The following is a 24,726-nucleotide window of genomic DNA, read 5'->3' on the forward strand; positions in this document are numbered from 1 at the left end:
CGGCGTCTGGCTGTCGCCGCCCCTCCTCGTATCCGGAAGACCCCTGCATGCGTCGCGTCCTCAAGGTTTCCCTGGCTTCGGCCCTCGCCGCCGTTGCGATCACGGTCGTAGGCGTCCCGACGGCCGCCCATGCCCAGTATGGCTCCGGCCAGCAACAGCAGGGACGTCCGGGACAGACCGGTCGTCCGGACCAGCAACAGCGTGAGCCGGGCGAACAGTCCGACGCCCCGCGTGCGCCGCGCATCGCGCCTCTGAGCCGCCGCGCTGCCGCCGGCCCCTGCCCCTATGTGAAGGTGCTGTATGATGCAGCGCGCTATGTCGAACTGACCGGAGACCGGGTCGCAGCCGCCAATGTCGGCTTTACCGGCGAGATCGAGGGTCTCGTGTCGGACTGCAGCTATCAGTCGGACCAGCCGATCACCGTCGAAGCCCGCATCCTGTTCAATTTCGGCCGTGGCCCTCAGGCCCAGGGCGATGGCCGTACCTATCGCTACTGGATCGCCGTGACCGAACGGAACCGCGCCATCCTGGCCAAGGAATATTTCGACCTGCCCGTGAATTTCGACGGTGACCAGACGGCCACGATCACCCAGGACCAGACCATCGTCATCCCGCGCGCCGAGGCCACGACCAGCGGCGACCATTTCGAGATCCTGGTCGGCTTCGACGTCACGCCCCAGATGGCCGAGTTCAACCGATCGGGCAGCCGCTTCCGCGTCAATGCGGGGACCCCGGCCGCCACACCACCCCCGGCCCAGTAAATGACCGACCTCAGAACTGTCCTGGGCGAAGCGGTCGGGGCCGCCTTCGCCGCCGAAGGCGTGGACCCCGCGCTGGCGCGAGTGACGACCTCCGACCGGCCGGATCTGGCCGACTTTCAGTCCAACGGGGCCCTGGCCGCCGCCAAGGCGCTGAAGGCCAATCCACGCGAGCTGGCCATGCGGGTCGCCGGGCGTCTGGCCGACGATCCGCGTCTGGCTTCCGTCGAGGTGGCCGGCCCGGGCTTCATCAATCTGAAGCTGGCGGACCGCGCCCTGTCTGAACGCGCGGCAGAGGTCGCAGCCGACACCGACCACTCCGGCGCGTCGACCGTCTCGGCTCGCCGCAAGGTCATCATCGATTTCGCTGGCCCCAATGTGGCCAAGCCGATGCACGTCGGTCACCTGCGCTCGTCCATCATCGGCGAGAGTCTGAAGCGGCTGTTCCGATTCCGTGGCGACACTGTCTGGGGCGACGCCCATTTCGGCGACTGGGGCTTCCAGATGGGCCTGCTGATCGTCGCCGTGGGCGACGAGGGCAAGGCGGACGGCTTCCTCGTCCAGGGGGATGGTCCGTTCCCGCCCGATAGTCCGGTGACGCTGGAAGACCTCGAGCGCCTGTATCCGGCCGCGGCCGCCATGGCCAAGGAAGACCCCGAGTTCCGCGACCGGGCCCGCAAGGCGACGGCCGAGCTGCAGGTCGGCCGCCCGGGCTATCGCGCCCTCTGGGCACATTTCGTCGCCGTCAGCCGCACGGCGCTGGAGCGCGAGTTCGGTGCTCTCGATGTCACCTTCGACCTGTGGAACGGCGAAAGCGACGCCGACCCGGTGATGGCCGAGATGATCGCCCATCTGGAAGCCACAGGCCTGCTGGTCGAGGACGACGGCGCGCGCGTGGTTCACGTGGCCCGACCCGGCGAGACCCGCAAGAAGAAGCTGGCCGACGGCTCGGTGATCGAGGCCCCGAGCCCGCCGCCCCTGCTGGTCATCAGCTCGGAAGGGTCGGCCATGTACGGCACGACCGACCTGGCCACCATTCTGGACCGGCGCAAGGCGATCAACCCCGACCTGATCCTCTACGTCGTCGACGAGCGTCAGGCCGAGCATTTCGAACAGGTGTTCCGCGCGGCCTACCTGGCCGGCTATGCGGTCGAAGGGTCGCTGGACCACCTCGGCTTCGGCACCATGAACGGGCCTGACGGCAAACCCTTCAAGACCCGGGCGGGCGGGGTGCTGAAGCTGCACGACCTGATCACCATGGCGGTCGAAAAGGCGCGCGAGCGGCTGCATGAGGCCAAACTCGGCGACGATCTGCCCGAGGCCGAGTTCGAGACCATCGCCCACAAGGTGGCCGTCGCGGCCCTGAAATTCGCCGACCTGTCGAACAGCCGGACCACCAGCTACGTCTTCGACCTGGACCGGTTCATGAGCTTCGAGGGCAAGACCGGCCCCTATCTGCTGTACCAGGCCGTCCGCATCAAATCCCTGCTGCGCAAGGGCGCGGACCAGGGTGCAATGCCCGGCCCCATCGTCATCGCCGAACCGGCCGAGCGCGATCTGGCCCTGACGCTGGACGCCTTCTCGCAGGCCGTGAGCGAGGCCTATGACAAGCGGATGCCGCACGTGGTGGCCGAACACGCCTTCCGGCTGGCGCAGTCTTTCTCCAAATTCTACGCCGCCTGCCCGGTGCTGATTGCGCCGGACGCCGCGATCCGGGGCTCGCGGCTGGCGCTGTCGAAGGCCGCGCTGGAGCAGCTGGAGACGGCGCTGAACCTTCTAGGAATCGACACGCCGGAGCGGATGTAGCGAGCGGCTGGCGCTGGGCCGCCGGAACCGGCAAGCTCTGCCGCATGACAGACAACACGGCGTCCTCGCCTTCATTCCGGTCTCCGTTCCGCCGGTGGCTGAGGTTAGACGTCCGGACCGGGCTGGTCCTGCTGGCACTGTTCTCCGTGGTGCGGTTCGGCCTCGTGCTGGAGGCCAACGTCAGCCGAAGCTACGGCCTGGTGTCGGCGTTCTTCGTCGTAATGGCCCTCACGCCCTTCCTGCTGCTGACCCGGGTAGGACGGCGACGCACGGGCATGACCCGCCCCGCGCGGCCGATTTACCTGCTGTCGGCGGCGCTGGCGGGCGGGTTGTGCTGCGGCATACTGATCGTCAGCGCTGGCATGTTGTTCGGTTGGGGCGACGACAACGCCTTCACCTATATCGCGGGAACCTACGCCGGCCTTCCGTCGCCGATGGACGACCAGACCCGGCTGATCCTGTTCCTCGTCTTCGCTGGAATCGGCATGACATTCAGCCCGGTCGGCGAGGAACTGTTCTACCGCGGGCTGCTGCACGAGTGCTTCTCGGCGCGCCTCGGGCAAGCGCGGGCCGCGGCGGTCGACGCCGCCGCCTTCGCCCTTGTCCACTTGGCCCATTTCGGCCTTGTCTGGCGTGTCACGGGCTGGACGTTCCTGCCCGGACCGGCCGTCTGGTGGGTGGGTGGGCTGTTTGTTACGGGGCTGATCTTCTTCTGGTCCCGGCGCGCCAGCGGCTCCATCATGGGCGCGATCGTCGCCCATGCCGGCTTCAATCTGGCCATGACCGGCTGGATCTTCTACGGCGTGCTTCCGGGAGCCTGACCATGTCGCTTGACGCCTATATCGCCGGCCTGCCCAAGGCCGAACTTCATCTGCATATCGAGGGCTCGCTGGAGCCAGAACTGATGTTCGAACTGGCGCAGCGCAACGGCGTCGCCATTCCGTTCGACAGCGTCGAGGCCGTGCGCGAGGCCTATGATTTCTCGAACCTGCAGGACTTCCTCGACATCTACTACGCGGGGGCCAATGTGCTGCTGACCCGCCGCGACTTCGAGGATCTGGCCTTCGCCTATTTCCAGCGCGCTGCGGCTGACACCGTGCGGCACGCCGAGATCTTCTTCGACCCCCAGACCCACACCGACCGGGGCGTCCCGTTCGGCGTGGTGGTCGAGGGCCTGATTGCCGGCATGGACCGGGCAAAGGCGGAGCTGGGGGTGAGCTCGGGTCTGATCCTGAGTTTCCTGCGCCACCTGAGCGAAGACGAGGCCTTTGCGACGCTGGAGGCGGCAAGGCCGTATCTGCATCACTTCATCGGGGTGGGCCTGGATTCATCCGAAGTCGGACACCCGCCGTCGAAGTTCGTACGCGTCTTCGCGGCGGCCCGCGCGCTGGGCCTCAAGCTCTGCGCCCATGCCGGTGAGGAGGGTCCCCCGGCCTATGTCTATGAAGCGCTGGACCTGCTGCACATCGACCGCATGGACCATGGCAACCGGTCCATGGAGGACGCGGCACTGGTGCGGCGGCTGGTCGCCGAGGGTATGACGCTGACGGTCTGCCCCCTGTCGAACCTCAAGCTCTGCGTGGTCAAGGACCTGAAGGACCACCCCGTTCCCGAGATGCTGAGGCAGGGGCTGCACGTCACCCTGAACTCGGACGACCCGGCCTATTTCGGCGGCTATGTGAACGCCAACTATGCCGAACTGGCCAGGGCGGTCGGTCTGACGCGCGAACAGGTCACCCTGCTGGCCCGCAACAGTTTCGAGGGATCGTTCCTGGGCGAGGCCGAAAAGGCAGTACGGATCGCCGAGCTGGAGGCCTACGCCCGCACATAGAAAAGGGCGCTCCGTCCGGAGCGCCCTTTTCCATCGTCAGGCCGACGACACCGCGATCGATCAGATCGGCAGGATCGCCGTTCCGAACGCCCGCTTCAGCTCGTGGGCGGCGAAGGTCTGGGCCGCAGCGGCGTCGGGAACGACCAGCCCCATGCCGAAGAACTCGTGCGTCGAGCCGTTGAAGGTCTTGTTCCGCACGTCGACACCACACTGCTCAAGCCGCTCGGCCAGCATCTCGCCCTCGGACCGCAGGGGGTCGATCTCGGCGAGGATCAGGGTCGCGGGCGGAAGGCCGATCAGATCGGCCTCGACCACATTGATACGGGTATCGGCGGTCTCGTCGGGCGAGGTGAAGGTGTTGTCGACGAACCATTTCATCATCGCCTTGTTCAGGGGCCTGGCGTCGGCGTTCTCGACATAGGACGGCGTGTCCATGTCGTTGCCCGCCACCGGATAGACCAGAACCTGATGCAGCGGAGCCTGCAGCCCCTGGTCGCGGGCGGCGATGGCGACATTGATGGCCAGATTACCGCCGGCGCTTTCGCCCATCACAGCAATCTTGCGCGGGTCACCGTTGAAGCTCTGCGCGTTCTCGACCACCCATTTGTAGGCAGCGATGGCGTCTTCATGCGCGGCAGGGAATTTGTTCTCGGGTGCCTGACGGTAGTGGCACGACACCACAATGACGTCGGCCATCATCGACACGCCCCGCGGGCCGCCGTCATAGACATCCAGATCGGCAATGACCCAGCCGCCGCCGTGGAAATAGACGACTACAGGGTGCAGTTTGTCCTCGGAATGCGCATGCGGCTTGTAGACGCGGGCCTTGATCGGGCCGGCGGGGCCGGGAATGGTGATGTCCGTAGTCTTGACGCCCATGTCGGCGTCGGGGTCCTGCCCCGCTTTCTTCAACAGGGACTTGACCGCGTCGGTCGGTGTGGGCTGACGGCGAGCCTCCTCGGCCGTCAGGCTCTCTATGGGCTTGCCGCCGAGAGAGGCCAGTTCATCCAGTACCTTCTGCATCTGGTGATCCGCCTTGGCCGGCTTGTCGCGGGGGGCGTCGGGCGCACCGAAAATCTTGTCGATGATGGACATGAGCGATCCTTTGAAAAGCTGTGGTCTGACAACCTGCCGATCCCAACCCGCCCCCGCGGGTGCAGTTCCGTTCCGCCCAGCTTGACTTCACCCGGGAGTCGGGGCCTAGGTCGCCTCGCTCTCGCGGGAGAGATCGGGACCTTTCGAGGCCCCGGAGCCGAAGGCGCAACCGCCCCGGAAACGCTCAGGCAAACGGACCGCGAGAACATACGGACGCTGGAAAGTCGCTCTGGTGAGCGCGCCGACGGAGCAAGGCGGCCCCCCCTTCTGGTGATCGGGGTGGACGTCGGAATCTCTCAGGCTTCAGGACAGCGGGGGCGCGATGACGGCGGAGCTTTCGCCGCAACACGCGACCGCGAGACCCTGATGACCGACGAAGCCCTCAAGATCACTCCCCTGAACGCGGCGCACCGCGCGGCCGGTGCGCGCATGGTCGGCTTCGGCGGCTATGACATGCCGGTGCAGTACGAGGGCGTGCTGGCCGAGCACCGCTGGACCCGCGAACACGCCGGCCTGTTCGACGTGTCGCACATGGGCCAGTGCAAGATCACCGGCGAGGACGCCGTCGCCCAGTTCGAGCGTTTCGTCCCCGGCGACTATGCGATCTTGAAGGCGGGCCGGCAGAAATACAGCCTGCTGCTGAATGCCGAGGGCGGCATCCTGGACGACCTGATGGCCGGGCGGCCGGACCATGATGGCCTGTACGTCGTGGTCAACGCCGGCAACAAGGACGCCGATTTCGCCTTCCTGGAGGCGAACCTTCAGGGCGATGCGAAACTGTCCGTGCTGTCCGACCGGTCGCTGATCGCCATCCAGGGCCCCGAGGCGGCCGAGGTCATGGCCGCACACGAGCCGGTGCTGGCTGAGTTCGGCTTCATGGACTGTGCCCGGCTGGTGCTGTTCGGGGTCGACTGTTTCGTCTCGCGCTCGGGCTATACCGGCGAGGACGGCTACGAGATTTCGGTGCCGAACGCCGACGCCGAACGCATCTGGAACACGCTGTTGCAGGATGCCCGGGTCAAGCCGATCGGGCTGGGCGCGCGGGATTCGCTGCGGCTGGAAGCAGGCCTGCCGCTGCACGGCCACGACATCGATCCGACCACCTCCCCGGTCGAGGGGGCCCTCACGTTCGCCCTGTCCAAATCGCGCAAGGAGCGGGCGGACTTCAACGGGGCCGACCGCATCCTCAAGGAACTGGCCGACGGTCCGTCGCGGGTCCGCATCGGCCTGAGCGTCAAGGAAGGGGCCCCGGCCCGTGAAGGCGCAGAGATCGCCGACATGGACGGCAACATCATCGGCACGATCACCTCGGGCGGCCCCTCCCCCACGCTGGGCCGCAACATCGCCATGGGCTATGTCCCGCCTGCCTTCGCCGGGCTTGGCACCGACCTGAAGGTTCTGGTGCGCGGCAAGCCCGCGGCCGCCGAGGTCGTCGCCACGCCCTTCGTCGCCCAACGCTATTACCGCAAACCCAAGGCCGTCTGAGCCTTTCGGAGACAGACCGATGCATTTCACCAAGGATCACGAGTGGGTTCGCCTCGACGGCGACGTCGCCACCGTCGGCATCACCAAACACGCCGCCGACCAGCTGGGCGACGTCGTCTTCGTCGAGACGCCCGAAGCCGGCAAGACCGTGGCGAAGGGCGACAGCTTCGCCGTCGTCGAGAGCGTCAAGGCGGCCTCTGACGTCTATGCACCGGTGACCGGCGACGTCGTCGAGGGCAATGCCGCCCTGGCCTCGGCACCCGAAACCGTCAACGCCGACCCCGAAGGCGAAGGCTGGTTCGCCAAAATCAAGGTGGCCGACGCATCGCAGCTCGACGCCCTGATGGACCGCGCCGCCTACGACGCCTTCCTCGCCACCCTCTGACCCCTTTCACGCACGGATCTCCCCCGCCATGCGCTACCTCCCGCTGACGCCCGACGACCGCACCGCCATGCTGGCGGCCATCGGTGCCAAATCCATCGACGACCTGTTCGTGGATGTGCCGAAGGCGGCGCATCGCGACGGCTTCGTCGACCTGCCCCGGGTCGCGGGCGAGATGGAGGTCGAGCGGGCGCTCGGGGCCATGGCGGCCAAGAACGCGTCGGCGGGCTCCGTGCCCTTCTTCTGCGGCGCGGGTGCCTACAAGCACCACGTCCCGGCGACGGTGGACCATGTGATCCAGCGTTCGGAGTTCCTGACCAGCTACACGCCGTACCAGCCGGAGATCGCGCAAGGGACCCTGCAGTACCTGTACGAGTTCCAGACCCAGGTCGCGAACCTGACCGGCATGCCGGTGGCCAACGCCAGCCTGTATGACGGCTCGACCGCCATGGCCGAGGGTGTGCTGATGGCCACCCGCGTGACCCGCCGCAACAAGGCGGTGATCTCGGGCGGGGTGCATCCCCACTATGTCCGGGCCACCGAGACCGTGGTCCATGCCGTCGGCGTCGAGACAGGAGCCCTGCCCGCCGCCATCGACGCCGAGGCCGCCGTGATCGACGCTATCGGTCCGGACACCGCCTGTGTCGTGGTCCAGACCCCCAACGTCTTCGGGACCGCGACCGACGTGACGAAGATCGCCGAGGCCGCCCACGCCGCCGGAGCCCTGCTGATCGTCGTGGTGACCGAGGCCGTATCGATGGGCCTGCTGAAGTCGCCGGGCGAGATGGGAGCCGACATCGTCGCCGCCGAGGGCCAGTCGATCGGCAACGCCCTGAACTATGGCGGTCCCTATGTCGGGCTGTTCGCCTGCCGCGAAAAACTGGTGCGCCAGATGCCGGGCCGCCTGTGCGGCGAGACCGTGGACGCCGACGGTGCCCGTGGCTTCGTCCTGACCCTGTCGACGCGCGAGCAACATATCCGCCGCGACAAGGCGACGTCGAACATCTGCACCAACTCGGGCCTGTGCACCCTGGCCTTCACGATCCACATGAGCCTGCTGGGCGAGACCGGCCTGCGCAAACTGGCCCTGCTGAACCACGAGAAGGCGCTGGCCACACGCGATGCGCTGGCCGCCATTCCGGGCGTCGAGGTGTTGACCCCGCGGTTCTTCAACGAGTTCGCGGTGCGCCTGCCCAGACCCGCCGCCGAGGTGGTCGAGGCCCTGGCCCAGCACCGCATTCTGGCTGGCGTGCCCTACAGCCGCCTCGCCCCCGCAGCCGGCATGGACGATGTCCTGCTGGTCGCCACGACCGAGACGACACTGGATGCCGACATCAGGATTCTGGCGGGTTCGCTCGCCAAAGTCCTGGCGAACTGAGGAGCGGAACGATGAGCACCATGAACACCGTCGGCCGCCCGACCACGCCGCACCGCGTCGAAACCAGGCCCGCCACCCTGACCGGCGGCCGCGGCCTGTTGCAGGCCGAGCATCTGATCTTCGAGAGTGACGGCTGGGGCAAGACCGGCGTCGATCTGCCGGACCCGAAGACCGATGGATCCGACCTCGGGGATCTGGTCCGCCGCGATCCGATCGGCCTGCCGGGTCTGAGCGAGCCGGAGACCATGCGCCACTATGTGCGGCTGTCGCAGAAGAACCATGCCATCGACCTGGCCATCTATCCGCTGGGCTCGTGCACGATGAAGCACAACCCGCGCCTCAACGAGAAGATGGCGCGGCTGCCGGGCTTCTCCGACATCCACCCGCTGCAGCCCCAGTCGACCGTTCAGGGCGCGCTGGAGCTGATGGATACGCTGAGCCACTGGCTCAAGACCCTGACGGGCATGCCGGCGGTGGCCCTGTCACCCAAGGCCGGTGCTCATGGCGAACTGTGCGGCCTGATGGCCATCCGCGCCGCCCATGAGGCCTCGGGCCAGCATGAGCAGCGCCGCAAGGTGCTGGTGCCGACCTCGGCCCACGGCACCAATCCGGCCACCGCCGCCTTCGTCGGCTACACGGTTGTCGAAGTGGCCCAGACCGACGACGGCCGCGTCGATGTGGCTGATCTGGCGTCCAAGCTGGGCGACGACGTCGCCGCCATCATGGTGACCAACCCGAACACCTGCGGCCTGTTCGAGCGCGACATTCTCGAGATCAGCCGGCTGACCCATGAGGCCGGCGCCTATTTCTACTGCGACGGGGCCAACTTCAACGCCATCGTGGGCCGGGTTCGCCCCGGCGACCTCGGCGTCGATGCCATGCACATCAACCTGCACAAGACCTTCTCGACGCCCCACGGCGGCGGCGGTCCCGGCTCGGGTCCGGTCGTGCTGTCGGCCGCCCTGGCCCCGTTCGCCCCGGCCCCCTGGGTCGTGCATGACGCGGACGGCTATCGCCTGATCGAGCGCGAGGAGGACGAGGCCGCCCAGGCCTTCGGCCGGATGTGCGCCTTCCAGGGCCAGATGGGCATGTACACCCGCGCCCTCAGCTACATGATGAGCCATGGCTCGGACGGCCTGCGTCAGGTCGCCGAGGATGCGGTCCTGAACGCCAACTACATCAAGGCCCGGCTGTCGGACGTGATGAGCGCCGCCTTCCCCGATGGTCCGTGCATGCACGAGGCCCTGTTCGACGACGAATGGCTGAAGGGCACGGACATCACCACGCTCGACTTCGCCAAGGCGATGATCGACGAAGGCTTCCACCCGATGACCATGTATTTCCCGCTGGTCGTCCACGGAGCCATGCTGATCGAACCGACCGAGACAGAGTCGAAGCAGGAGCTGGACCGCTTCATCCACGCCATGCGGGCCCTGGCCGGCGCGGCGAAGGCCGGCGACGTCGACCGCTTCAAGGGCGCGCCCTTCCATGCGCCGATGAAGCGTCTGGACGAGACCCGCGCCGCCCGCACGCCAGTGCTGCGCTGGACGGCGCCCGAAGGCTCGAACATCGCGGCGGAATAGACAGGGCATCTTGCGCCGGGCGGGTCGGACCCCGACCTGTCCGGCATGACCCCCTTCACGATCAGCGACATCCCCGACCAGACCGGCAGACTGGCCGTCGTCACCGGGGCCAACAGCGGCACGGGCTTCGAGACCGCCAAGGCGCTGGCCGCCAGAGGGGCCGAGGTCATCCTCGCTACCCGCAGCGCCGGCCGCGCGGAGGCCGCGATCGCCGCGATCCGGCGCGACCAGCCGCAGGCCCGGCTGCGCTTCGAACCCCTCGACCTTGGCCTCCCAGGCCTCGGTCGCCGCCTTCGCCGATCGTCTGCTGGCCGAGGGCCGGCCCCTCGACCTTCTGGTCAACAACGCCGGCGTGATGGCCCTGCCGCAGCGGTCGGTCACCGAAGACGGGTTCGAGACCCAGCTGGCGACCAACTATCTCGGCCATTTCGCCCTGACGGCGCGACTGCTGCCCCTGTTGCGAAGCGGTCGGGCCCGGGTGGTCCAACTGTCCAGCATCGTGCACCGGCAGGGCCGGATCCAGCTCGACGACCTGCAGTTCGAGACGGCCTACAAGCCCTGGCCCGCCTATGCACAGTCCAAGCTGGCCATGCTGATGTTTGCGCTGGAGCTGGACCGCCGGAGCCGCGCGAACGGCTGGGGCCTGACCAGCGTGGCAGCCCACCCGGGCTATGCGCGAACCGGCCTCATCGGCAGTGGCCCGATGAGCCGGTCCGCCGTCGCAAGGACGGTTCTGAAGTCCTTGTACCGGCCCTTTGTCGAGCCGTTCTTCAGCCACTCCGCCGCCGACGGGGCCTTGCCGATCCTGATGGCGGCGACAGCAGCGGACGTGACGGGCGGGGCCTATTACGGACCCCGCGACCTGCGTGAAATGAAGGGCCCGCCCGGACCCGGCAAGATCGAGGCCCAGGCGCTGGACCCGGTGGTCGCGGCCGGGCTGTGGGCGGCGTCGGAGGCCCTGACCGGGGTCACATTCACCGCCTGAATCCGAGCACAGCAATGTGAACGCCGTTCCGCCAGACAGGCGTATGCTCTCCCGCGCGGAGTCTGAACCACAACAGGCGTTGGGAGGCGCTAACGGTCATGATGTCACGCGTACAAAAGGGTGTGGTCGCCGGTCTCGCGGCCACGATCGTGGTCTCTTTGCTTGAGGTCGCGAACATGTTGCTGGGTCCCTGGGCCGCCAGTTTCCCGCGGCTGCTGTCCGTCATGCTGCAGATGCCAGACACCATTGCCGTTGGCTGGGCGGCTCATCTGTTCGTCGGGGCCCTGATTCTCGGCCCCGCCTTCGGCGTGCTGTGTCCGCGGCTGCCGACGGACACGCCGGAGTCCAAGGGCATCGTCTTCGCCATCGGGGCCTTCATCCTGATGGGTCTCACGGTGGCCCCCGCGGTCGGCGCGCTGGGAGGGCGGCCCGTCGGGCTGTTCTTCATGCAGGCCGGGTTCGGAACCTTTGCTTGGATGATCGCGACCCATGCGATCTACGGCATCGTTCTGGGCAACGTCTATGGACGGCTGGTCCGGCGCGACAAGCGGGTCCGGATGATGTCGGGCGCGGCGGCGGCGCACTGAAACGACGAACGCCCCGCCGGGGACCGGCGGGGCGTGTTTCGTCCGGATCACATCGAGGGGACGGCGTCCCCGGCCAGGCTGTGCCTAGTTGAGGCGCGAGCCGATCTGGGCGATGGCGGCGTCGAGCAGCGGGTCGCTCTTCTGACCGGCGAGGCGAGCCGCAAGGATCTGTTCGGCGGCGCGCGCGGCCAGGTCGGCGGCGGCGGCCTTGACCTCGGCAGACGCCTGGGCCTCGGCCTGGGCGATGCGGCGCTCCGCGAGGGCCTGACGGCGGGCCAGGGTTTCCTCGAGCTTGGCCTTGGCCTCGACTTCCATCAGACGGGCGTCGGCCTCGGCAGCGGCGAGCATGTCAGCGGCCTGGGCCTCGGCCTCGGCCTTTTCGACGCGGATCTGGGCCAGCAGGGCTTCGGCCTCGGCGCGCAGACGGGCGGCCTCGTCGAGTTCCGCCTGGATCTTCGCAGCCTTGGCGTCGAGCTGACCGGCGACCAGTTTCGGCACGCCGACGAAGATGCACAGGCCGATGAACAGGAACAGGCCGGCGGCGACCCAGAGTTCCGGGTTGGCCAGGTCGTAAAGATGCGGGTTGAAGAATTCCATCAGGCGGCGCCCTTCACAGCGGCAGCGGCTTCAGCACCCGTCGGGGCCTTGCCGGTCAGGCGTTCGACGATGGCGGCGGCCGTGTCCGAGGCGATCGAGGCGACATTGGTCATGGCGGCGTCACGGGTCTTGCCGATGGCGGTCTCGGCCTCGGCGATGCGGGCGTTGACGACGGCTTCTTCCTCGGCGGCGCGGGTGTTGGCCTGTTCGATGACGCGGGCCTTGGCGGCGGCGGCCATCGAGCGGGACGAGGCACGGGCGGCCTCGACCTCGGCCTTGGCGGCTTCGGCCTGGCCGGCGGCCTCGGCCTGGACCTGACGGGCGGCCGAGACGGCGTCGGAGATGGTGGCGGCGCGCTGGTCGATGACACCGCGCAGACGCGGCACGAAGACCTTGGCCATCAACCAGTAGAGGATGGCGAACAGGAAGATCAGATAGACGATCTGACCGAACCAGTGCTGGAACTCGAACTGCGGCAGGCCGCCTCCGCCTTCGCCGTGGGCGGCTTCGGTCGAGGCGTGCGTGTCCTCGATCGCAACCGGGGCGGTCGCGTCTGAGGGCAGAACGGCTTGGGGGGTCATGGTCATCTGTCGCCTGGTCTTTCGCGCGATCGAGAACGTCTGTGGGAGCCGGCGCGGCCCGGGATCACCCGGACCGCGTCAGCGCCGTTTCGACGAAATCAGCTCGCCGACGTCCAGAGCAGGATGCCGATGACGAACGACAGGATGCCCAGGGCTTCGGCCAGGGCGGCACCGACGAACAGGTTGCCGATTTGCGAGCCGGCGGCCGACGGGTTGCGCAGGGCACCCGACAGGAAGTTGCCGAAGATGTTGCCGACGCCGATGCCGGCACCGATCATGCCGGTCATGGCCAGGCCGGCGCCGATGGCGTTGCCGGCCGAGACGATGGCGGCGGCGTTGGCGGCGGCGATTTGCGGATCAACCATGGTGTTCAGTCCTGTGAGAGTTGGTTGGTTGGAGATAAGGGGTCGGGTTAGTGGTGATCGCCTAGGTTGACCACGTCATTCAGGTAGACGCAGGTCAGCACGGCGAAGACGAAGGCCTGGAGGAAGGCGACCAGGAACTCCAGTGCGGTCAGGGCAGTGACCAGGCTGAGCGAGAGCGCGGCACCCGGCAGGCCCAGCAGACCCAGACCGCCGGCGGCGGCCATGCCGCCGAGGCTGACGACGAAGCCGGCGAACACCTTCAGGGCGACGTGGCCGCCCATCATGTTGCCGAACAGACGAAGGGTGAGGGTCAGGGGGCGCAGCAGGAAGGAGAAGAACTCGATCAGGCCGACCACCGGACGCATGACCAGCGGCGCGCCCGTGGGCCAGAACAGGCCGAGGAATTTGAAGCCGTGCTTCATGATGCCGATCACCACGACCAGGGCGAAGGTGATCACGCCGAAGGTGGCGGTGACGGCCAGTTGCGAGGTCGCCGTGAAGCTGAGGAACAGGCCCAGCAGATTCATCGCCAGAATGAAGGTGAAGACGGTGAAGACGAACGGGAAATATTTGCGACCCTCGTGGCCGATGATCGAGTCGGCGATGCCGTCGATCATGCCGAACAGGGTCTCGCCCGCGGCCTGACCGCGGCCCGGAACGACCTTGGCACCCGCGGTGACCAGCTGGAAGAAGCCGACGACCAGCAGGAAGGCGATGGTCATCGCCAGATGCGAATTGGTGAAGGCCAGATGCACCGTACCGACAACGGGCAGAGTCACTTCGCCGAAGTCGAGACCCGGCAGGGGTGTAACCTGGAACTGGTGTAGCGGATCGGCCATCGGGCGATCAGACTCCCTGGTCTTCGTCGTCGTCGAAGGGAACCGACTGTGGTTCCCCATATTGTTTTGCCTCGGCCATCAGACGTTGCGCCGTGCGCCACGCCATCCACACCGAGACGGCGAAGCCCAGCAGGACACCGCCGATGATTCCCCAGGGCGTCGTGCCGGCGAACCGGTCGATCCCGAAGCCGATCGCCAGACCCACGAAGACGCCGCCGAACAGGTCAGCGAGAATCTTCCAGGCCTGTCCTGCCGCCGCCTGACCAGCCGCCTCGTGAGAGATCTGCCGGGCGGTGCGCGCCTCCAGGTCGGATGCGCTGGTGTTAAGGCGTTTGATCGCCTCTTCGCGCGATTCCGTTGGCAGGGACATGATGGCCTCAGCGCCTCGATGCTGACGCCGGAAGGCGGGCCTCGAAGGGGGTCTGAATTCGGCGCGGAACCTATAGGCGCGACCCGCTTTGGTCAAGGCGGTCATCTGCCTCATTAGTCTTTTGATATCTCAAGGGATTGTTGGGTCCGTACCGGGGTGTGACCTTCTGCTCACTGGTCCGGACGAGGGCGAGGCCGATCGAGGGACGGCCGCGGTCACGCTCCTGCTGCCGGATTCGCCACTTATTCTGAATGAAGACCCGGCGCAGGTCCGCGATCATGGCGGCGCGTTGCGCGGGGGGCATCTCCGGGCCGGGGTCGGGGTCGGGACGGGGCGTGCGAGGCTTGGGCATGGGGGTGCCTGAAGGGTTCGAGGGGTGGTCAGGCGTCTTCGCCCCGCCGCGCAGGCGCGGCAGGTCGAGCGGGAGGCTTGGCGGAGCGCCCGGGCCCTCGCCCGGAAAAGCGTAGAGAAATACCGTTTCGACGAAGACAGGACGCTCCGCGCGGAGGGCGCTTCCACATGCGCGGGGCTACGCCTCGCTATTGACGAGTTCCCCTTCTGCACGCGGCGGGCAGCGGCAGCGACGACTGCCTGCTGGTCCGGACGGGTATTCGGTCACCGCCCCTGGCCGACTGGACGTTGCAGCCCCGTCAGCCCGCGTCCCGATCCCCGAGAGGGGACCGGTCGCGGCCCGCTTCCTTCCGCTCCCGCCGCCGCTTCGGATCGCCGGCCGAGCGAGCCTCCCTGTGCGACGGGACCTGCGTAGTATGGGGCGGGTCTTTCCTGCGGCTGGGAGATGAGGCTGGTTCGGGTTTTATATCATTCTAGATCAATCGGTTAGCCGAACGAACCTGTATGGCTGAGCGTCTATTGCTCGCACTCAAAACACCGTGCATCCCCGCGAAGGCGGGGACCCAGGTTTGAGCGGCAACGAGACGGGCTGAACGTACCCCTGCTCAACCCGACACCGGCGGCGAGGCTAAAGCCTGGGTCCCCGCCTTCGCGGGGATGCACGGATGGGGGCTGGCCAAGGCCCTCTCCCACAGGGGAAAAGGCCTCACGCCGTCAGTTCCCCGGACGCGCCGCCGGTGCCGCATCCGCGGGACTGGCCGGGGTCGGGCCCGCCGCGTCGGTCGCGGCCTGGCAGTCCTGACCGGCATAGAGGCCGTTCAGATAGTACCAGCGGTGGCGCACGGCGGCGGCCAGGGCTTCCTTGCGCTCGCGGTCGGGGCGGGTCAGGGCGTCGGCCCCGGCCATGACGAGGCCCGCGCCGGGGATGACGAGGGCCGCGCCCGCCTGCGCCACGCCGCCCACGGCGCGGAACAACCCGCCGCCGGGCGCGCCGCCCATCTGTTCACTCAGCCCGGCGGCCTCTTCGGAAATCTGCGGGCAGGTCATGGCGGTGTCGTTGGCCCGCATGACCGCGATGGGTCCGTCGGACGGTGCCTCGGCCTGCCGGGCAGCGGCGGGCTGGACGACGCCCAAGGTCAGGGCGGCGACGGCGGAAAGGATACGCGTGTACATTTGACTCAACCCTCAAAGCCCCGGAGCAGAACGGGTTGAAGGGATGAGGGTTGCGTTCCCCCTCCCCTTCATGGGGAGGGAGAAGACGGATCAGGCCCGGACCGCGCGCGTGGCCTCGACGCCCAGGGCCTGGAGCGCCGCGGCGGCGATGTGTTCGGCGTTGAGCCCGGCGGTGGCGTACATGGCCATCGGGTTGTCCTGGTCCTGGAAGACGTCGGGCAGGCACAGGGTGCGGATCTTCAGGCCGGCGTCGAGCGCGCCTTTTTCGGCCAGAAGCTGGAGCACGAAGGCCCCGAAGCCGCCCATGGCCCCCTCCTCGACCGTGATCAGGCATTCGTGCTCGCGGGCGAGGCGCAGGATCATGTCGGCGTCCAGCGGCTTGGCGAAGCGGGCGTCGGCGACCGTGGTCGAGACGCCGCGCGCGGCCAGGGCGTCGGCGGCCTTGAGCGATTCCTGCAGGCGGGTGCCCAGCGACAGGATGGCGACGGTCGTGCCCTCGCGCACAATCCGGCCCTTGCCGATCTCGAGCGGGGCGGCCAGTTCCGGGATCTCGACGCCGATGCCGTCGCCGCGCGGATAGCGGAAGGCCGACGGGCGGTCGTCGATCTCGAGGCTGGTGGCGATCATGGCGGCCAGATCGGCCTCGTCGGCGGCGGCCATCAGCACCATGCCCGGCAGGGCGCCCATGAAACCGATGTCGAAACTGCCCGCGTGGGTGCAGCCGTCGGCGCCGACCAGACCGGCACGGTCCATGGCGAAACGGACCGGCAGCTTCTGGATCGCCACATCGTGGACGACCTGGTCATAGCCGCGCTGGAGGAAGGTCGAATAGATGGCGCAGACCGGCTTCATGCCGTCGGCAGCGAGGCCGGCGGCGAAGGTGACGGCGTGCTGTTCGGCGATGCCGACGTCATAGGTGCGCTCGGGGAAGGCCTGACCGAACAGGTCCAGACCAGTGCCCGACGGCATGGCGGCGGTGATGGCGACGATGGAGGGGTCGAGCGCCGCGCGCTTGATCAGTTCGGTGCCGAACACCTTGGTGTAGCTGGGCGCATTGGATACCGATTTGGACTGCTGGCCCGAGACGACGTCGAACTTGACCACCGCGTGCAGCTTGTCGGCGCTGGACTCGGCCGGCGCATAGCCTTTGCCCTTCTGGGTCACGACATGGACCACCACCGGACGGTCTGTAATGGCGGCGGCGTTGCGCAGGATGGGGACCAGATTGTCCATGTCGTGGCCGTCGACCGGGCCGATGTAGTAGAAGCCCAACTCCTCGAAGAAGGTCCCGCCGACGATCATGCCGCGGGCGTATTCCTCGGCCTTGCGGGCGGCGTTGCGGAACGGACGCGGCAGGTGTTCGGCGACCGACTTTCCGAAGCGGCGGAAATTCTGGTAGGCGCCGCCCGAGACCTGTTTGGCCAGATAGGCGCTCATGCCGCCGACCGGGGGGGCGATCGACATGTCGTTGTCGTTCAGGATCACGACCAGCTGTTTGGTGGTCTCGGCGGCGTTGTTCATGGCCTCATAGGCCATGCCGGCGGACATGGAGCCGTCACCGATGACGGCCACGACCTTGTTGGTCTCGCCCTTCTGGTCGCGGGCGGCGCAGAAGCCGAGGGCGGCGCTGATCGAGGTCGAGGCGTGGGCCGCGCCGAAGGGGTCGTACTCGCTCTCGCTGCGCTTGGTGAAGCCCGACAGCCCCCCGGGCATGCGCAGCGTACGGATGCGGTCGCGGCGGCCGGTCAGGATCTTGTGCGGATAGCACTGATGGCCGACGTCCCAGATCAGGATGTCCTTCGGCGTCTCGAATACATGGTGCAGCGCCACGGTCAGTTCGACCACGCCGAGACCCGCGCCCAGATGACCGCCGGTCACCGAGACCGCATCGATCGTCTCGGTCCGCAGTTCGTCGGCCAGTTGTTTCAGGCGAGGCAGGTCGAAGGCCCGCATGTCGGCGGGAAGGTGAACCTGGTCGAGCAGCGGCGTATCGGACATCAAGGACTCTGACGTGGACGGTCTGTGCAGGCCCGGCGGGCCGGACGTTCCTCTTATCAAGACTTGCGTTTCAGCACGAAGTCCACACTGGCCTTCAGGATTTCTGCGTCCGGGCCGAACACATCCAGGTGGGCACGGGCCTGGTCGGCGAGGTGTGCGACGCGGTGTCTCGCCGCGTCGACGCCCAGCAGGGTGACGAAATTGGTCTTGCCCTGGGCCGCGTCCTTGTTGGCCGCCTTGCCGAGAATGTCCTCGTCGCCCTCGACGTCCAGCAGGTCGTCGACGATCTGGTACGCCAGGCCGATGTCGTGGGCAAAACTGGTCAGGGCCTGACGATGCAGCTCGCGGGCGCGGGCGATGATCAGCGGAATCTCGAAGGCGTAGGTGAACAGGGCCCCGGTCTTGAGCCGCTGCATCCGGGCCACGCCGCCGAGGTCGTCGCGCACCCCCAGCAGGTCGATCATCTGGCCGCCGGCCATGCCGCGCGCGCCCGAGGCCAGCGACAGACGCGCCGCCAGTTCACAGCGGATTTCGGCGTCGTCATGGGTGTCGGGGTGCAGGATGATGTCGAAGGCCGCGGTCTGCAGGGCGTCGCCCGCGAGGACCGCGGTCGCCTCGTCATAGGCCTTGTGCACGGTCGGGCGACCCCGGCGCATGTCGTCGTCGTCCATACAGGGCAGGTCGTCGTGGATCAGGCTGTAGGCGTGGACGCATTCGAGGGCGCAGGCGGCGCGCAGCACCGGCCGCTCCTCAATGTCGAACAGATTGGCGGCTTCAAGGGCGAAGAAGGGGCGCAACCGTTTGCCGGGACCGAGGGCGGCGTAGCGCATGGCCTCGGTCAGACGCGATTCCGGGCCGCTGGCGCGCGGCAGCAGTTCGTCGAGCGCGACCGTGACCAGATCGGCGATCTCGGCGACGCGGTCGATCACGCCCTGTTCGGGAGAGTTGGCGGCGAGCATCGTCAAAACAGCCTCCCGCCGATCTCGACCTCGCGGTCGACGCCGACCAGAACGACCTCTCCATCCGCGTCGGGGAAGCCCAGCGTCAGCACCTCGGACATGAAGGGCCCGATCTGGCGCGGCGGGAAGTTGACGACGGCGGCGACCTTGCGACCGACCAGAGCGTCGCGGGTGTAGTGGCGCGTGATCTGGGCGGAGGATTTCTTGACGCCAACGTCGGGGCCGAAGTCGATGGTCAATTTGTACGCCGGCTTGCGCGCCTCGGGGAAGGGATCGGCGGCCAGGACCTTACCGATGCGCACATCGACCTTCATGAAGTCGTCGAATGTGATCGGGGTGCCCGGAGCCGGCATCAGTTGAACTCGGCGGGTTCGACGCCTTTCGCCTGGCCATCCGGGCCGACGACGATTTTCTCCACGCGCAACTGGGCCGCCTTCAGCCGGTTTTCGCAATGGGCCTTCAGCCGGGCACCCTCCTCATACAGGGCGATCGACTCCTCGAGCGGGGCTTGGCCCGACTCGAGTTTGGACACGATGGCCTCGAGGCGCTGCAGGGCGTCCTCGAAGCTGAGATCGGCGGGAATTGGCGCGGCGTCAGTCATCGCCGGAGACCCTAGAGGCGGCAGCGCCCGGTCTCAAGCACTCCGGGTCAGGATTCCTGTTCGACGGCCGCAGACACGGCCTCGACGCGGCGGACCGAGACGATGCGGATGCGGGGGTCCAGCATCTGGCCGCGCATGAAGCCTTCGCCCTCGGTGGGGGATTTGGGCGCCGCGAGAATCTGGCGGACCACGTCCATGCCCTCGACCACATGACCGAAGACGGCGAAGCCCGGATCGCCCGGCGCGGACTTGCCGGCGTCCAGCGAACTGACGTTGCCGACGATGATGAAGAAGTCCCCCGTTGCCGTGCCCGGGTCGAACCGGGCCATCGACAGGGCCCCGTCGGTGTGGCTGAGGCCGGTTTCGCCGGTCGGTTCGTGGGCGATCGGCGGCAGCACCCGTTCCGGCGCGCCACCCGTTCCGCCCTGGATCAGGCCGGCGGCGGGGCCCAGCACCATGCCGCGATAGAAGGTCACGCCGTCGAAACGGCCTTCGTCGACATAGCGCAGGAAATTGGCCGAGGTGACCGGGGCACGCGGGTCGGTTTCGGCGAGGATGGTTCCGGCGCTGGTTTCAATCGCCACCCGGACCGCCGGGGTGGGGACCGCGGCCTGACCTTCGGCCTGGGCCCAGGCATGGGCCGGGGCCAGGATCAGTGTGGCGAGGCAAAGGGCGCCGGTGAGCAGGGATCGCCGTCTCATCGCCTTCATCCTCGCGTCAGGGCTTCTGGTAGCGGCGCTGGGACCAGTATTTGAAGCCTTGGTTGTGGACCAGGGCCCAGCCGTCGGCGCGCAGGCGGCGGCCGACCATATGGTTGAAATAGCCGTGGGCGAGGACCAGCACGTCCTGACCGCTTTCGGCGCGGGCGATCAGGGCCTGGGCGGCCTTTTCGGCGCGACCCTCGGCCTGGCGGCGGGTCTCCTGGCCGTCATGATGGTTGAAGGCGTGCCACCAGAAGCGCGCGACGGCCCCCCAGTATTTGGGCGGCAGCTTGAACCACGACGGAAAATGCGGCGGCGGCAGGGGCGCTTCGATGAACAGGGCGTCCGACATGACCTCGCGACCGGCCGAGATCGCCGCGGCGGTTTCCTGGGCCCGCGGACGCGTCGAGGCATAGATGGCCCCGGCCCCTTCGGCCGTCGCAAGCAGTTCGGGCGGGGGCGTCTGGCCGGCGCGCAGACCACCGATCTCATATTTCGCCCACCAGTCGCGGTACTGGTCGGATGTCAGCAGACATTTGCGCGACAGGGCCGGCTCGCCGTGGCGGGCCAGGATGATCGCGCCGGGCCGCACCGAGACCAGGGCCGCGCGGGGCGGCTGTCGGGTCACGGGAAGCGGCGGGTCTGCCATCAATGAGTCTCGGGCGGGGGCGGACATGATTTGCGGAGCTAAGCCTTTGGCCAAACGTCCTTATTCCTCCCCCAAGGCCCGAACGTGGGCGACCGCGGAACGGCCCAGCCCCTCTAGGTCGTAACCCCCCTCGAGCGAGGCTGCAACCTTGCCGCCGCAACACGAACGCGCGACTTCGAGAATGGCCCGGGTGGCCCAGGCGAAATCGTCCGCCTCCAGACTTTGATGCGCCAGCGGATCGCGGCGATGGGCGTCGAAGCCGGCGGAGATCAGGATCAGGTCGGGATTGAAGGCCTGCAGGGCGGGCATCAGGCCGCCCGAGAAGGTCGCCCGCCAGGCCTCACGGGCCGCATGGGGCGGGACGGCGGCGTTGACGATATTGCCGACCCCGGTCTCGGACGCCGCGCCCGTGCCCGGATAGAGGGGCATCTGGTGGATCGAGCCGAGAAACAGGCTGGCGTCGTTCTCGAACGCGGCCTGGGTGCCGTTGCCGTGATGAACGTCGAAATCGATGACGGCGACCCGCGCCAGGCCCTCGGCCTGGGCGACACGGGCGGCGACGGCGACATTGGAGAACAGGCAGAAGCCCATGGCCTTGTCCGGTTCGGCATGATGGCCGGGCGGACGGACGGCGGAGAAGGCGCGGTCGGTCTCGCCCCGGGCGATGGCGCGGACGGCGTCGACGATCGCGCCGGCGGCCAGGCGGGCGGCGCGGATACTGCCGGGCGACAGGACGGTGTCGGCGTCCAGCTGGCTCAGGCCGGCGGCCGGCGAGGCGTCGAGCAGCCGGGCGACATAGGCGGCCGGATGCAGCCGCTCCAGGTCGGCGACAGAGGCCTCTGTCGCGACGCGACGGTCGAGCGACAGGCCCGAATCATCCAGCGCATCCAGCACGGCCTTCAGCCGCTCGGGCCGCTCGGGGTGACCCGCGCCGGGGCGATGCCCGATCATGTCGGGATGGGTGAAGAGGGCGACGCTCATCCTTCGAGATTAGGCTCGCGGGCCTGTAAAAAATACCCGTTCATCCCGGCGAAAGCCGGGACCCAGTGCTTTGGGCGATCCAGAGGTCCCGGTCGGCCCCGCCACCAATCCCGCGCAGCCTGCCCCACGAAAGCACTGGGTCCCGGCTTTCGCCGGGATGAACGGAATTGGGGGTTGAGTCCGGAGGTGTACGGGGTGAAAGCGGAGCCATGAGCGAAACGATCATCCGACCCGCAACCCAGGCAGACGCCGAGGCCCTGGGCCCGCTGGGCCGTCAGACCTTCATCGACACCTTTGTTGACGGGTTCGCCATCCCCTACCCGGCCGACGATCTGGCCGCCTTTCTGGACGCCAGTTTCAGCGCCGACACCATCCGGGCCAAGCTGAACGAGCCGGGCGCGGCCTGGTGGGTGGCCGAGCGCGACGGCGCGCTGCTGGCCTTCGCCAACACGGGGCCCAACACCCTGCCCCATCCGGATGCCCGACCCGGCCATGCGGAGCTGCGGCGGCTGTATGTGTCGAAGGCGGCGCAGGGACTCGGGCTGGGCACGAAGCTGCTGGCCGTCGCCCTGGACTGGATGGAGGCAAACACCGACGGGCCTCTGTGGATCGGCGTCTGGAGCGGGAACCTGAAGGCACAGAAGCTCTATGCGGCGTACGGATTCGAGAAGGCGGGGGAGTATCAGTATCCGGTGGGCAGCTGGCTGGATGACGAGTTCATCTTGCGGCGCGGCTGACCCGGGCTCAGGTTGAACACATGCTCCTCCCCCTGTTCACAGCGCTGCGCGACGCCAAGGTTCCGGTGTCGATGAAGGAATGGCTCCATCTGATGGAGGCCATGGACAAGGATGTGGCCGGGCGGAAGGTCGATGACTTCTACCACCTGTCGCGGGCGGTGCTGGTCAAGGACGAGAAACACTATGACCGGTTCGACCAGGTGTTCGGCAAGGTCTTCGCCGGGATCGAGACCGTGGGCGCGGGCGATGAACCGGCGCTGGACGTGCCCGAGGACTGGCTGAAGCTGCTCAATGAGAAATATCTGACCGACGAGGAAAAGGCGCAGATCGAAGCGCTGGGCGGGTTCGACAAGCTGATGGAGACGCTGAAACAGCGTCTGGAGGAGCAGCAGGGCCGGCACGAGGGCGGGAATAAGTGGATCGGCACGGGCGGGACCAGCCCGTTCGGGCACGGCGGCTACAATCCCGAGGGTGTTCGCGTCGGCGGACCGGGCAAACAGGGCCGCGCGGTCAAGGTCTGGGAGAAGCGCGAATATCGCAATCTGGACGACCAGGTCGAACTGGGCACCCGCAACATCAAGGTGGCCCTGCGCCGCCTGCGCCGGTTCGCCCGGCAAGGGGCGCAGGACGAGCTGGACATGGACGCCACCATCGACGGCACGGCGCGTCAGGGCTGGCTGGACATCCATATGCGGGCCGAGCGGCGCAACACGATCAAGGTGCTGCTGTTCCTCGACATCGGCGGCTCGATGGATGCCCATGTGAAGATGTGCGAGGAGCTGTTCTCGGCCGCGAAGACCGAGTTCAAACATCTGGAGTTCTTCTATTTCCACAACTGCCTCTACGAGGGCGTGTGGAAGGATAACCGGCGTCGGCACGAGCAGAAGATCCCGACCTGGGAGGTGCTCAACAAATACCCCGCCGACTGGCGCGCCATCTTCGTCGGCGACGCCACCATGAGCCCCTATGAGGTGACCATGCCCGGCGGATCGGTCGAGCACTGGAACGAGGAGGCCGGCGCGGTCTGGATGAAACGGGCCACGCAGCAGTGGGACAAGGTGGCCTGGCTGAACCCCTCGCCCGAGCGATACTGGAGCTATTCGGCCTCGGTCGGCATGGTGCGCGAACTGGTCGATGAGCGGATGTATCCGCTGACGCTGGAGGGCCTGGAGAAGGCGATGCGGGCCCTGGCCAAATAGGCTAGACTGGCGACAGCTCTCCCGAGGGATCCGCCATGCTCGCACTCGTGTTCGCCGTCATCCTGCAACAGGCCGCGACCGGTCAGGTCGTATGGGAAGAGGTGCCGGCACCGCCGCCCGTCGCGCCGGTCGCGATCCCCGTCATCCCCGACAGCGCCCGGGCCGACCCCTACGGCTATGAACGGGCCGAATGCAGCCCGTTCGTCCGCAAGTCGTCCGAGACGATGGAGGCCTGTCAGGCCCGGGTGCGGATCGCACTGGCCGCCAATCTGGGCGACGCCCTGCCGCCCGGACTGGCCCCCGCGGGTGCCCCCGACGACTGTCGGCAGGCGGCGGCGGGTGACCGTTACGCCCTGCAATGCGGGGCTCCGGACCGGCCCGCGCGCCCGGTGGTCTCGCCGCAGGAGACGACCTGTTCGTCCCGTCCCAGTGCCAGACCCGGTGGCGGCGTGGCCTGGACCGAGGACTGCCGGCCCGCCGATGGCCGCGCGCCGACGCAGGAAGGTCTGAAAATCCGGCTGGGCGGCAACGACTAGGTTCGATCGACATTCAGACGTCGGTACCCGTTCTCCCTCCCCCGTCATTCCGGGGCTGGGACCGGCGTAGCCGGGACAAGAACCCGGAATCCGGGCGTCTGGACGCCGCTGTCCGCCCCATATTCCAGGGTCGAGTCCAGTCCCCTGGATTCCGGGTTCCGCTGCGCGGCCCCGGAAAGACGGGGTTGGATGGACGATC

At 67.8% G+C, this 24,726-nt stretch carries 27 protein-coding genes, 1 pseudogene and 2 riboswitches; of the genes and pseudogenes, 14 read left to right on the forward strand and 14 right to left on the reverse strand.

Going from position 1 to position 24,726, the window contains the following annotated elements; genetic code table 11:
• Positions 1-47 precede the first annotated feature (47 nt).
• The 4 genes from ACP7AS_RS05275 to ACP7AS_RS05290 are packed head-to-tail and all read left to right on the forward strand — an operon-like array spanning position 48 to position 4,395.
• Positions 48-761 carry a Tat pathway signal sequence domain protein gene (locus ACP7AS_RS05275; RefSeq protein WP_426027814.1) on the forward strand — a complete coding sequence of 238 codons (714 nt, stop codon included), beginning with the start codon at positions 48-50 and terminating at the stop codon, positions 759-761.
• Positions 762-2,564, forward strand: coding sequence for an arginine--tRNA ligase (gene argS, locus ACP7AS_RS05280; protein ID WP_426027815.1), 1,803 nt, complete (start codon positions 762-764; stop codon positions 2,562-2,564).
• Positions 2,565-2,608: 44 nt separating this feature from the next.
• Positions 2,609-3,385 carry a CPBP family intramembrane glutamic endopeptidase gene (locus tag ACP7AS_RS05285; protein ID WP_426027816.1) on the forward strand — a complete coding sequence of 259 codons (777 nt, stop codon included), beginning with the start codon at positions 2,609-2,611 and terminating at the stop codon, positions 3,383-3,385.
• A 2-nt stretch (positions 3,386-3,387) separates the two neighbouring features.
• On the forward strand, positions 3,388-4,395 hold the full coding sequence (locus ACP7AS_RS05290) for an adenosine deaminase (protein WP_426027817.1): 1,008 nt from the start codon (positions 3,388-3,390) through the stop codon (positions 4,393-4,395).
• 60 nt (positions 4,396-4,455) lie between these two features.
• Here the strand turns inward: ACP7AS_RS05290 and ACP7AS_RS05295 are convergent, their stop codons facing one another.
• Positions 4,456-5,490, reverse strand: coding sequence for an alpha/beta hydrolase (locus tag ACP7AS_RS05295; RefSeq protein ID WP_426027818.1), 1,035 nt, complete (start codon positions 5,488-5,490; stop codon positions 4,456-4,458).
• A gap of 114 nt (positions 5,491-5,604) precedes the next feature.
• Positions 5,605-5,700, forward strand: a riboswitch (glycine riboswitch).
• A 4-nt stretch (positions 5,701-5,704) separates the two neighbouring features.
• A riboswitch (glycine riboswitch) is annotated at positions 5,705-5,804 on the forward strand.
• Between the two features lie 52 nt (positions 5,805-5,856).
• Here ACP7AS_RS05295 and gcvT point away from each other — a divergent pair.
• From gcvT to ACP7AS_RS05330, 7 genes and pseudogenes are all read left to right on the forward strand, one after another.
• The gene (gcvT, locus tag ACP7AS_RS05300) at positions 5,857-6,975 is read left to right on the forward strand and encodes a glycine cleavage system aminomethyltransferase GcvT (RefSeq protein ID WP_426027819.1); all 1,119 of its coding nucleotides are present in this window, start codon (positions 5,857-5,859) and stop codon (positions 6,973-6,975) included.
• Positions 6,976-6,994: 19 nt separating this feature from the next.
• A complete protein-coding gene (gene gcvH / locus ACP7AS_RS05305) occupies positions 6,995-7,360 on the forward strand; it encodes a glycine cleavage system protein GcvH (RefSeq protein ID WP_426027820.1) in 366 nt (121 codons plus the stop codon).
• 28 nt (positions 7,361-7,388) lie between these two features.
• Positions 7,389-8,735: an aminomethyl-transferring glycine dehydrogenase subunit GcvPA gene (gene gcvPA, locus ACP7AS_RS05310; RefSeq protein WP_426027821.1), complete on the forward strand. Its 1,347-nt coding sequence runs from the start codon at positions 7,389-7,391 to the stop codon at positions 8,733-8,735.
• Positions 8,736-8,746: 11 nt separating this feature from the next.
• On the forward strand, positions 8,747-10,318 hold the full coding sequence (gene gcvPB / locus ACP7AS_RS05315) for an aminomethyl-transferring glycine dehydrogenase subunit GcvPB (protein ID WP_426027822.1): 1,572 nt from the start codon (positions 8,747-8,749) through the stop codon (positions 10,316-10,318).
• Positions 10,319-10,363: 45 nt separating this feature from the next.
• Positions 10,364-10,498, forward strand: a pseudogene (locus ACP7AS_RS05320) (short chain dehydrogenase); the annotation flags it as partial.
• A gap of 85 nt (positions 10,499-10,583) precedes the next feature.
• Complete coding sequence (locus tag ACP7AS_RS05325) at positions 10,584-11,303, forward strand: SDR family NAD(P)-dependent oxidoreductase (protein ID WP_426027823.1); 720 nt, start codon at positions 10,584-10,586, stop codon at positions 11,301-11,303.
• Positions 11,304-11,404: 101 nt separating this feature from the next.
• Positions 11,405-11,890: a DUF6789 family protein gene (locus ACP7AS_RS05330; protein ID WP_426027824.1), complete on the forward strand. Its 486-nt coding sequence runs from the start codon at positions 11,405-11,407 to the stop codon at positions 11,888-11,890.
• A gap of 84 nt (positions 11,891-11,974) precedes the next feature.
• On the opposite strand, the gene ACP7AS_RS05335 is transcribed toward ACP7AS_RS05330, so the two are convergent.
• The 13 genes from ACP7AS_RS05335 to ACP7AS_RS05395 all read right to left on the reverse strand — a co-directional run bounded on the left by ACP7AS_RS05335 (position 11,975) and on the right by ACP7AS_RS05395 (position 22,055).
• Positions 11,975-12,487, reverse strand: a complete 513-nt coding sequence (locus ACP7AS_RS05335) for a F0F1 ATP synthase subunit B (RefSeq protein ID WP_426027825.1) — start codon at positions 12,485-12,487, stop codon at positions 11,975-11,977.
• The gene (locus tag ACP7AS_RS05340) at positions 12,487-13,068 is read right to left on the reverse strand and encodes a hypothetical protein (protein WP_426027826.1); all 582 of its coding nucleotides are present in this window, start codon (positions 13,066-13,068) and stop codon (positions 12,487-12,489) included. The genes ACP7AS_RS05335 and ACP7AS_RS05340 overlap by 1 nt, the downstream gene beginning before the upstream one ends.
• A 98-nt stretch (positions 13,069-13,166) precedes the next feature.
• The gene (locus ACP7AS_RS05345; RefSeq protein WP_055829911.1) at positions 13,167-13,433 is read right to left on the reverse strand and encodes a F0F1 ATP synthase subunit C; all 267 of its coding nucleotides are present in this window, start codon (positions 13,431-13,433) and stop codon (positions 13,167-13,169) included.
• Between the two features lie 47 nt (positions 13,434-13,480).
• Positions 13,481-14,272, reverse strand: a complete 792-nt coding sequence (locus ACP7AS_RS05350) for a F0F1 ATP synthase subunit A (protein WP_426027827.1) — start codon at positions 14,270-14,272, stop codon at positions 13,481-13,483.
• 7 nt (positions 14,273-14,279) lie between these two features.
• Complete coding sequence (locus ACP7AS_RS05355; protein WP_426027828.1) at positions 14,280-14,747, reverse strand: AtpZ/AtpI family protein; 468 nt, start codon at positions 14,745-14,747, stop codon at positions 14,280-14,282.
• A 960-nt stretch (positions 14,748-15,707) separates the two neighbouring features.
• A complete protein-coding gene (locus ACP7AS_RS05360) occupies positions 15,708-16,166 on the reverse strand; it encodes a hypothetical protein (RefSeq protein ID WP_426027829.1) in 459 nt (152 codons plus the stop codon).
• Positions 16,167-16,256: 90 nt separating this feature from the next.
• The gene (gene dxs, locus ACP7AS_RS05365) at positions 16,257-18,167 is read right to left on the reverse strand and encodes a 1-deoxy-D-xylulose-5-phosphate synthase (protein ID WP_426027830.1); all 1,911 of its coding nucleotides are present in this window, start codon (positions 18,165-18,167) and stop codon (positions 16,257-16,259) included.
• A 53-nt stretch (positions 18,168-18,220) separates the two neighbouring features.
• Entirely contained in the window at positions 18,221-19,123 is a 903-nt protein-coding gene (locus ACP7AS_RS05370; RefSeq protein ID WP_426028139.1) for a polyprenyl synthetase family protein, read from the reverse strand.
• 2 nt (positions 19,124-19,125) lie between these two features.
• Entirely contained in the window at positions 19,126-19,476 is a 351-nt protein-coding gene (locus ACP7AS_RS05375; protein ID WP_426027831.1) for a tRNA-binding protein, read from the reverse strand.
• Complete coding sequence (locus tag ACP7AS_RS05380) at positions 19,476-19,724, reverse strand: exodeoxyribonuclease VII small subunit (protein ID WP_426027832.1); 249 nt, start codon at positions 19,722-19,724, stop codon at positions 19,476-19,478. Before ACP7AS_RS05380 ends, ACP7AS_RS05375 begins: the two co-directional genes overlap by 1 nt.
• A 47-nt stretch (positions 19,725-19,771) precedes the next feature.
• Positions 19,772-20,425: a peptidylprolyl isomerase gene (locus ACP7AS_RS05385; protein ID WP_426027833.1), complete on the reverse strand. Its 654-nt coding sequence runs from the start codon at positions 20,423-20,425 to the stop codon at positions 19,772-19,774.
• 16 nt (positions 20,426-20,441) lie between these two features.
• Positions 20,442-21,074: a histidine phosphatase family protein gene (locus ACP7AS_RS05390; protein ID WP_426027834.1), complete on the reverse strand. Its 633-nt coding sequence runs from the start codon at positions 21,072-21,074 to the stop codon at positions 20,442-20,444.
• Positions 21,075-21,134: 60 nt separating this feature from the next.
• Positions 21,135-22,055 (reverse strand): histone deacetylase family protein, encoded by a 921-nt coding sequence (locus ACP7AS_RS05395; RefSeq protein WP_426027835.1) that lies wholly within the window; start codon positions 22,053-22,055, stop codon positions 21,135-21,137.
• A gap of 209 nt (positions 22,056-22,264) precedes the next feature.
• Between ACP7AS_RS05395 and ACP7AS_RS05400 the strand changes: the two genes are divergently transcribed.
• From ACP7AS_RS05400 to ACP7AS_RS05410, 3 genes are read left to right on the forward strand one after another with little or no spacing between them, the layout of a single operon-like run.
• Positions 22,265-22,792, forward strand: coding sequence for a GNAT family N-acetyltransferase (locus ACP7AS_RS05400; RefSeq protein WP_426027836.1), 528 nt, complete (start codon positions 22,265-22,267; stop codon positions 22,790-22,792).
• Between the two features lie 20 nt (positions 22,793-22,812).
• On the forward strand, positions 22,813-23,991 hold the full coding sequence (locus tag ACP7AS_RS05405; RefSeq protein ID WP_426027837.1) for a vWA domain-containing protein: 1,179 nt from the start codon (positions 22,813-22,815) through the stop codon (positions 23,989-23,991).
• Positions 23,992-24,026: 35 nt separating this feature from the next.
• Positions 24,027-24,527, forward strand: a complete 501-nt coding sequence (locus ACP7AS_RS05410; protein WP_426027838.1) for a hypothetical protein — start codon at positions 24,027-24,029, stop codon at positions 24,525-24,527.
• The last annotated feature ends 199 nt before the right edge of the window (positions 24,528-24,726 follow it).

This window comes from Brevundimonas sp. TWP2-3-4b2 (genome assembly GCF_049897345.1).
Lineage (GTDB): Bacteria > Pseudomonadota > Alphaproteobacteria > Caulobacterales > Caulobacteraceae > Brevundimonas.

Bases quoted from the DNA above. Each gene is read 5' to 3' on its own strand.
- ACP7AS_RS05275 (WP_426027814.1), top strand. From the start codon at position 48: ATGCGTCGCGTCCTCAAGGTTTCCCTGGCTTCGGCCCTCGCCGCCGTT.
- argS (WP_426027815.1), top strand. From the start codon at position 762: ATGACCGACCTCAGAACTGTCCTGGGCGAAGCGGTCGGGGCCGCCTTC.
- ACP7AS_RS05285 (WP_426027816.1), top strand. From the start codon at position 2,609: ATGACAGACAACACGGCGTCCTCGCCTTCATTCCGGTCTCCGTTCCGC.
- ACP7AS_RS05290 (WP_426027817.1), top strand. From the start codon at position 3,388: ATGTCGCTTGACGCCTATATCGCCGGCCTGCCCAAGGCCGAACTTCAT.
- ACP7AS_RS05295 (WP_426027818.1), bottom strand. From the start codon at position 5,490: ATGTCCATCATCGACAAGATTTTCGGTGCGCCCGACGCCCCCCGCGAC.
- gcvT (WP_426027819.1), top strand. From the start codon at position 5,857: ATGACCGACGAAGCCCTCAAGATCACTCCCCTGAACGCGGCGCACCGC.
- gcvH (WP_426027820.1), top strand. From the start codon at position 6,995: ATGCATTTCACCAAGGATCACGAGTGGGTTCGCCTCGACGGCGACGTC.
- gcvPA (WP_426027821.1), top strand. From the start codon at position 7,389: ATGCGCTACCTCCCGCTGACGCCCGACGACCGCACCGCCATGCTGGCG.
- gcvPB (WP_426027822.1), top strand. From the start codon at position 8,747: ATGAGCACCATGAACACCGTCGGCCGCCCGACCACGCCGCACCGCGTC.
- ACP7AS_RS05330 (WP_426027824.1), top strand. From the start codon at position 11,405: ATGTCACGCGTACAAAAGGGTGTGGTCGCCGGTCTCGCGGCCACGATC.
- ACP7AS_RS05335 (WP_426027825.1), bottom strand. From the start codon at position 12,487: ATGGAATTCTTCAACCCGCATCTTTACGACCTGGCCAACCCGGAACTC.
- ACP7AS_RS05340 (WP_426027826.1), bottom strand. From the start codon at position 13,068: ATGACCCCCCAAGCCGTTCTGCCCTCAGACGCGACCGCCCCGGTTGCG.
- ACP7AS_RS05345 (WP_055829911.1), bottom strand. From the start codon at position 13,433: ATGGTTGATCCGCAAATCGCCGCCGCCAACGCCGCCGCCATCGTCTCG.
- ACP7AS_RS05350 (WP_426027827.1), bottom strand. From the start codon at position 14,272: ATGGCCGATCCGCTACACCAGTTCCAGGTTACACCCCTGCCGGGTCTC.
- ACP7AS_RS05355 (WP_426027828.1), bottom strand. From the start codon at position 14,747: ATGACCGCCTTGACCAAAGCGGGTCGCGCCTATAGGTTCCGCGCCGAA.
- ACP7AS_RS05360 (WP_426027829.1), bottom strand. From the start codon at position 16,166: ATGTACACGCGTATCCTTTCCGCCGTCGCCGCCCTGACCTTGGGCGTC.
- ACP7AS_RS05370 (WP_426028139.1), bottom strand. From the start codon at position 19,123: ATGCTCGCCGCCAACTCTCCCGAACAGGGCGTGATCGACCGCGTCGCC.
- ACP7AS_RS05375 (WP_426027831.1), bottom strand. From the start codon at position 19,476: ATGCCGGCTCCGGGCACCCCGATCACATTCGACGACTTCATGAAGGTC.
- ACP7AS_RS05380 (WP_426027832.1), bottom strand. From the start codon at position 19,724: ATGACTGACGCCGCGCCAATTCCCGCCGATCTCAGCTTCGAGGACGCC.
- ACP7AS_RS05385 (WP_426027833.1), bottom strand. From the start codon at position 20,425: ATGAGACGGCGATCCCTGCTCACCGGCGCCCTTTGCCTCGCCACACTG.
- ACP7AS_RS05390 (WP_426027834.1), bottom strand. From the start codon at position 21,074: ATGGCAGACCCGCCGCTTCCCGTGACCCGACAGCCGCCCCGCGCGGCC.
- ACP7AS_RS05395 (WP_426027835.1), bottom strand. From the start codon at position 22,055: ATGAGCGTCGCCCTCTTCACCCATCCCGACATGATCGGGCATCGCCCC.
- ACP7AS_RS05400 (WP_426027836.1), top strand. From the start codon at position 22,265: ATGAGCGAAACGATCATCCGACCCGCAACCCAGGCAGACGCCGAGGCC.
- ACP7AS_RS05405 (WP_426027837.1), top strand. From the start codon at position 22,813: ATGCTCCTCCCCCTGTTCACAGCGCTGCGCGACGCCAAGGTTCCGGTG.
- ACP7AS_RS05410 (WP_426027838.1), top strand. From the start codon at position 24,027: ATGCTCGCACTCGTGTTCGCCGTCATCCTGCAACAGGCCGCGACCGGT.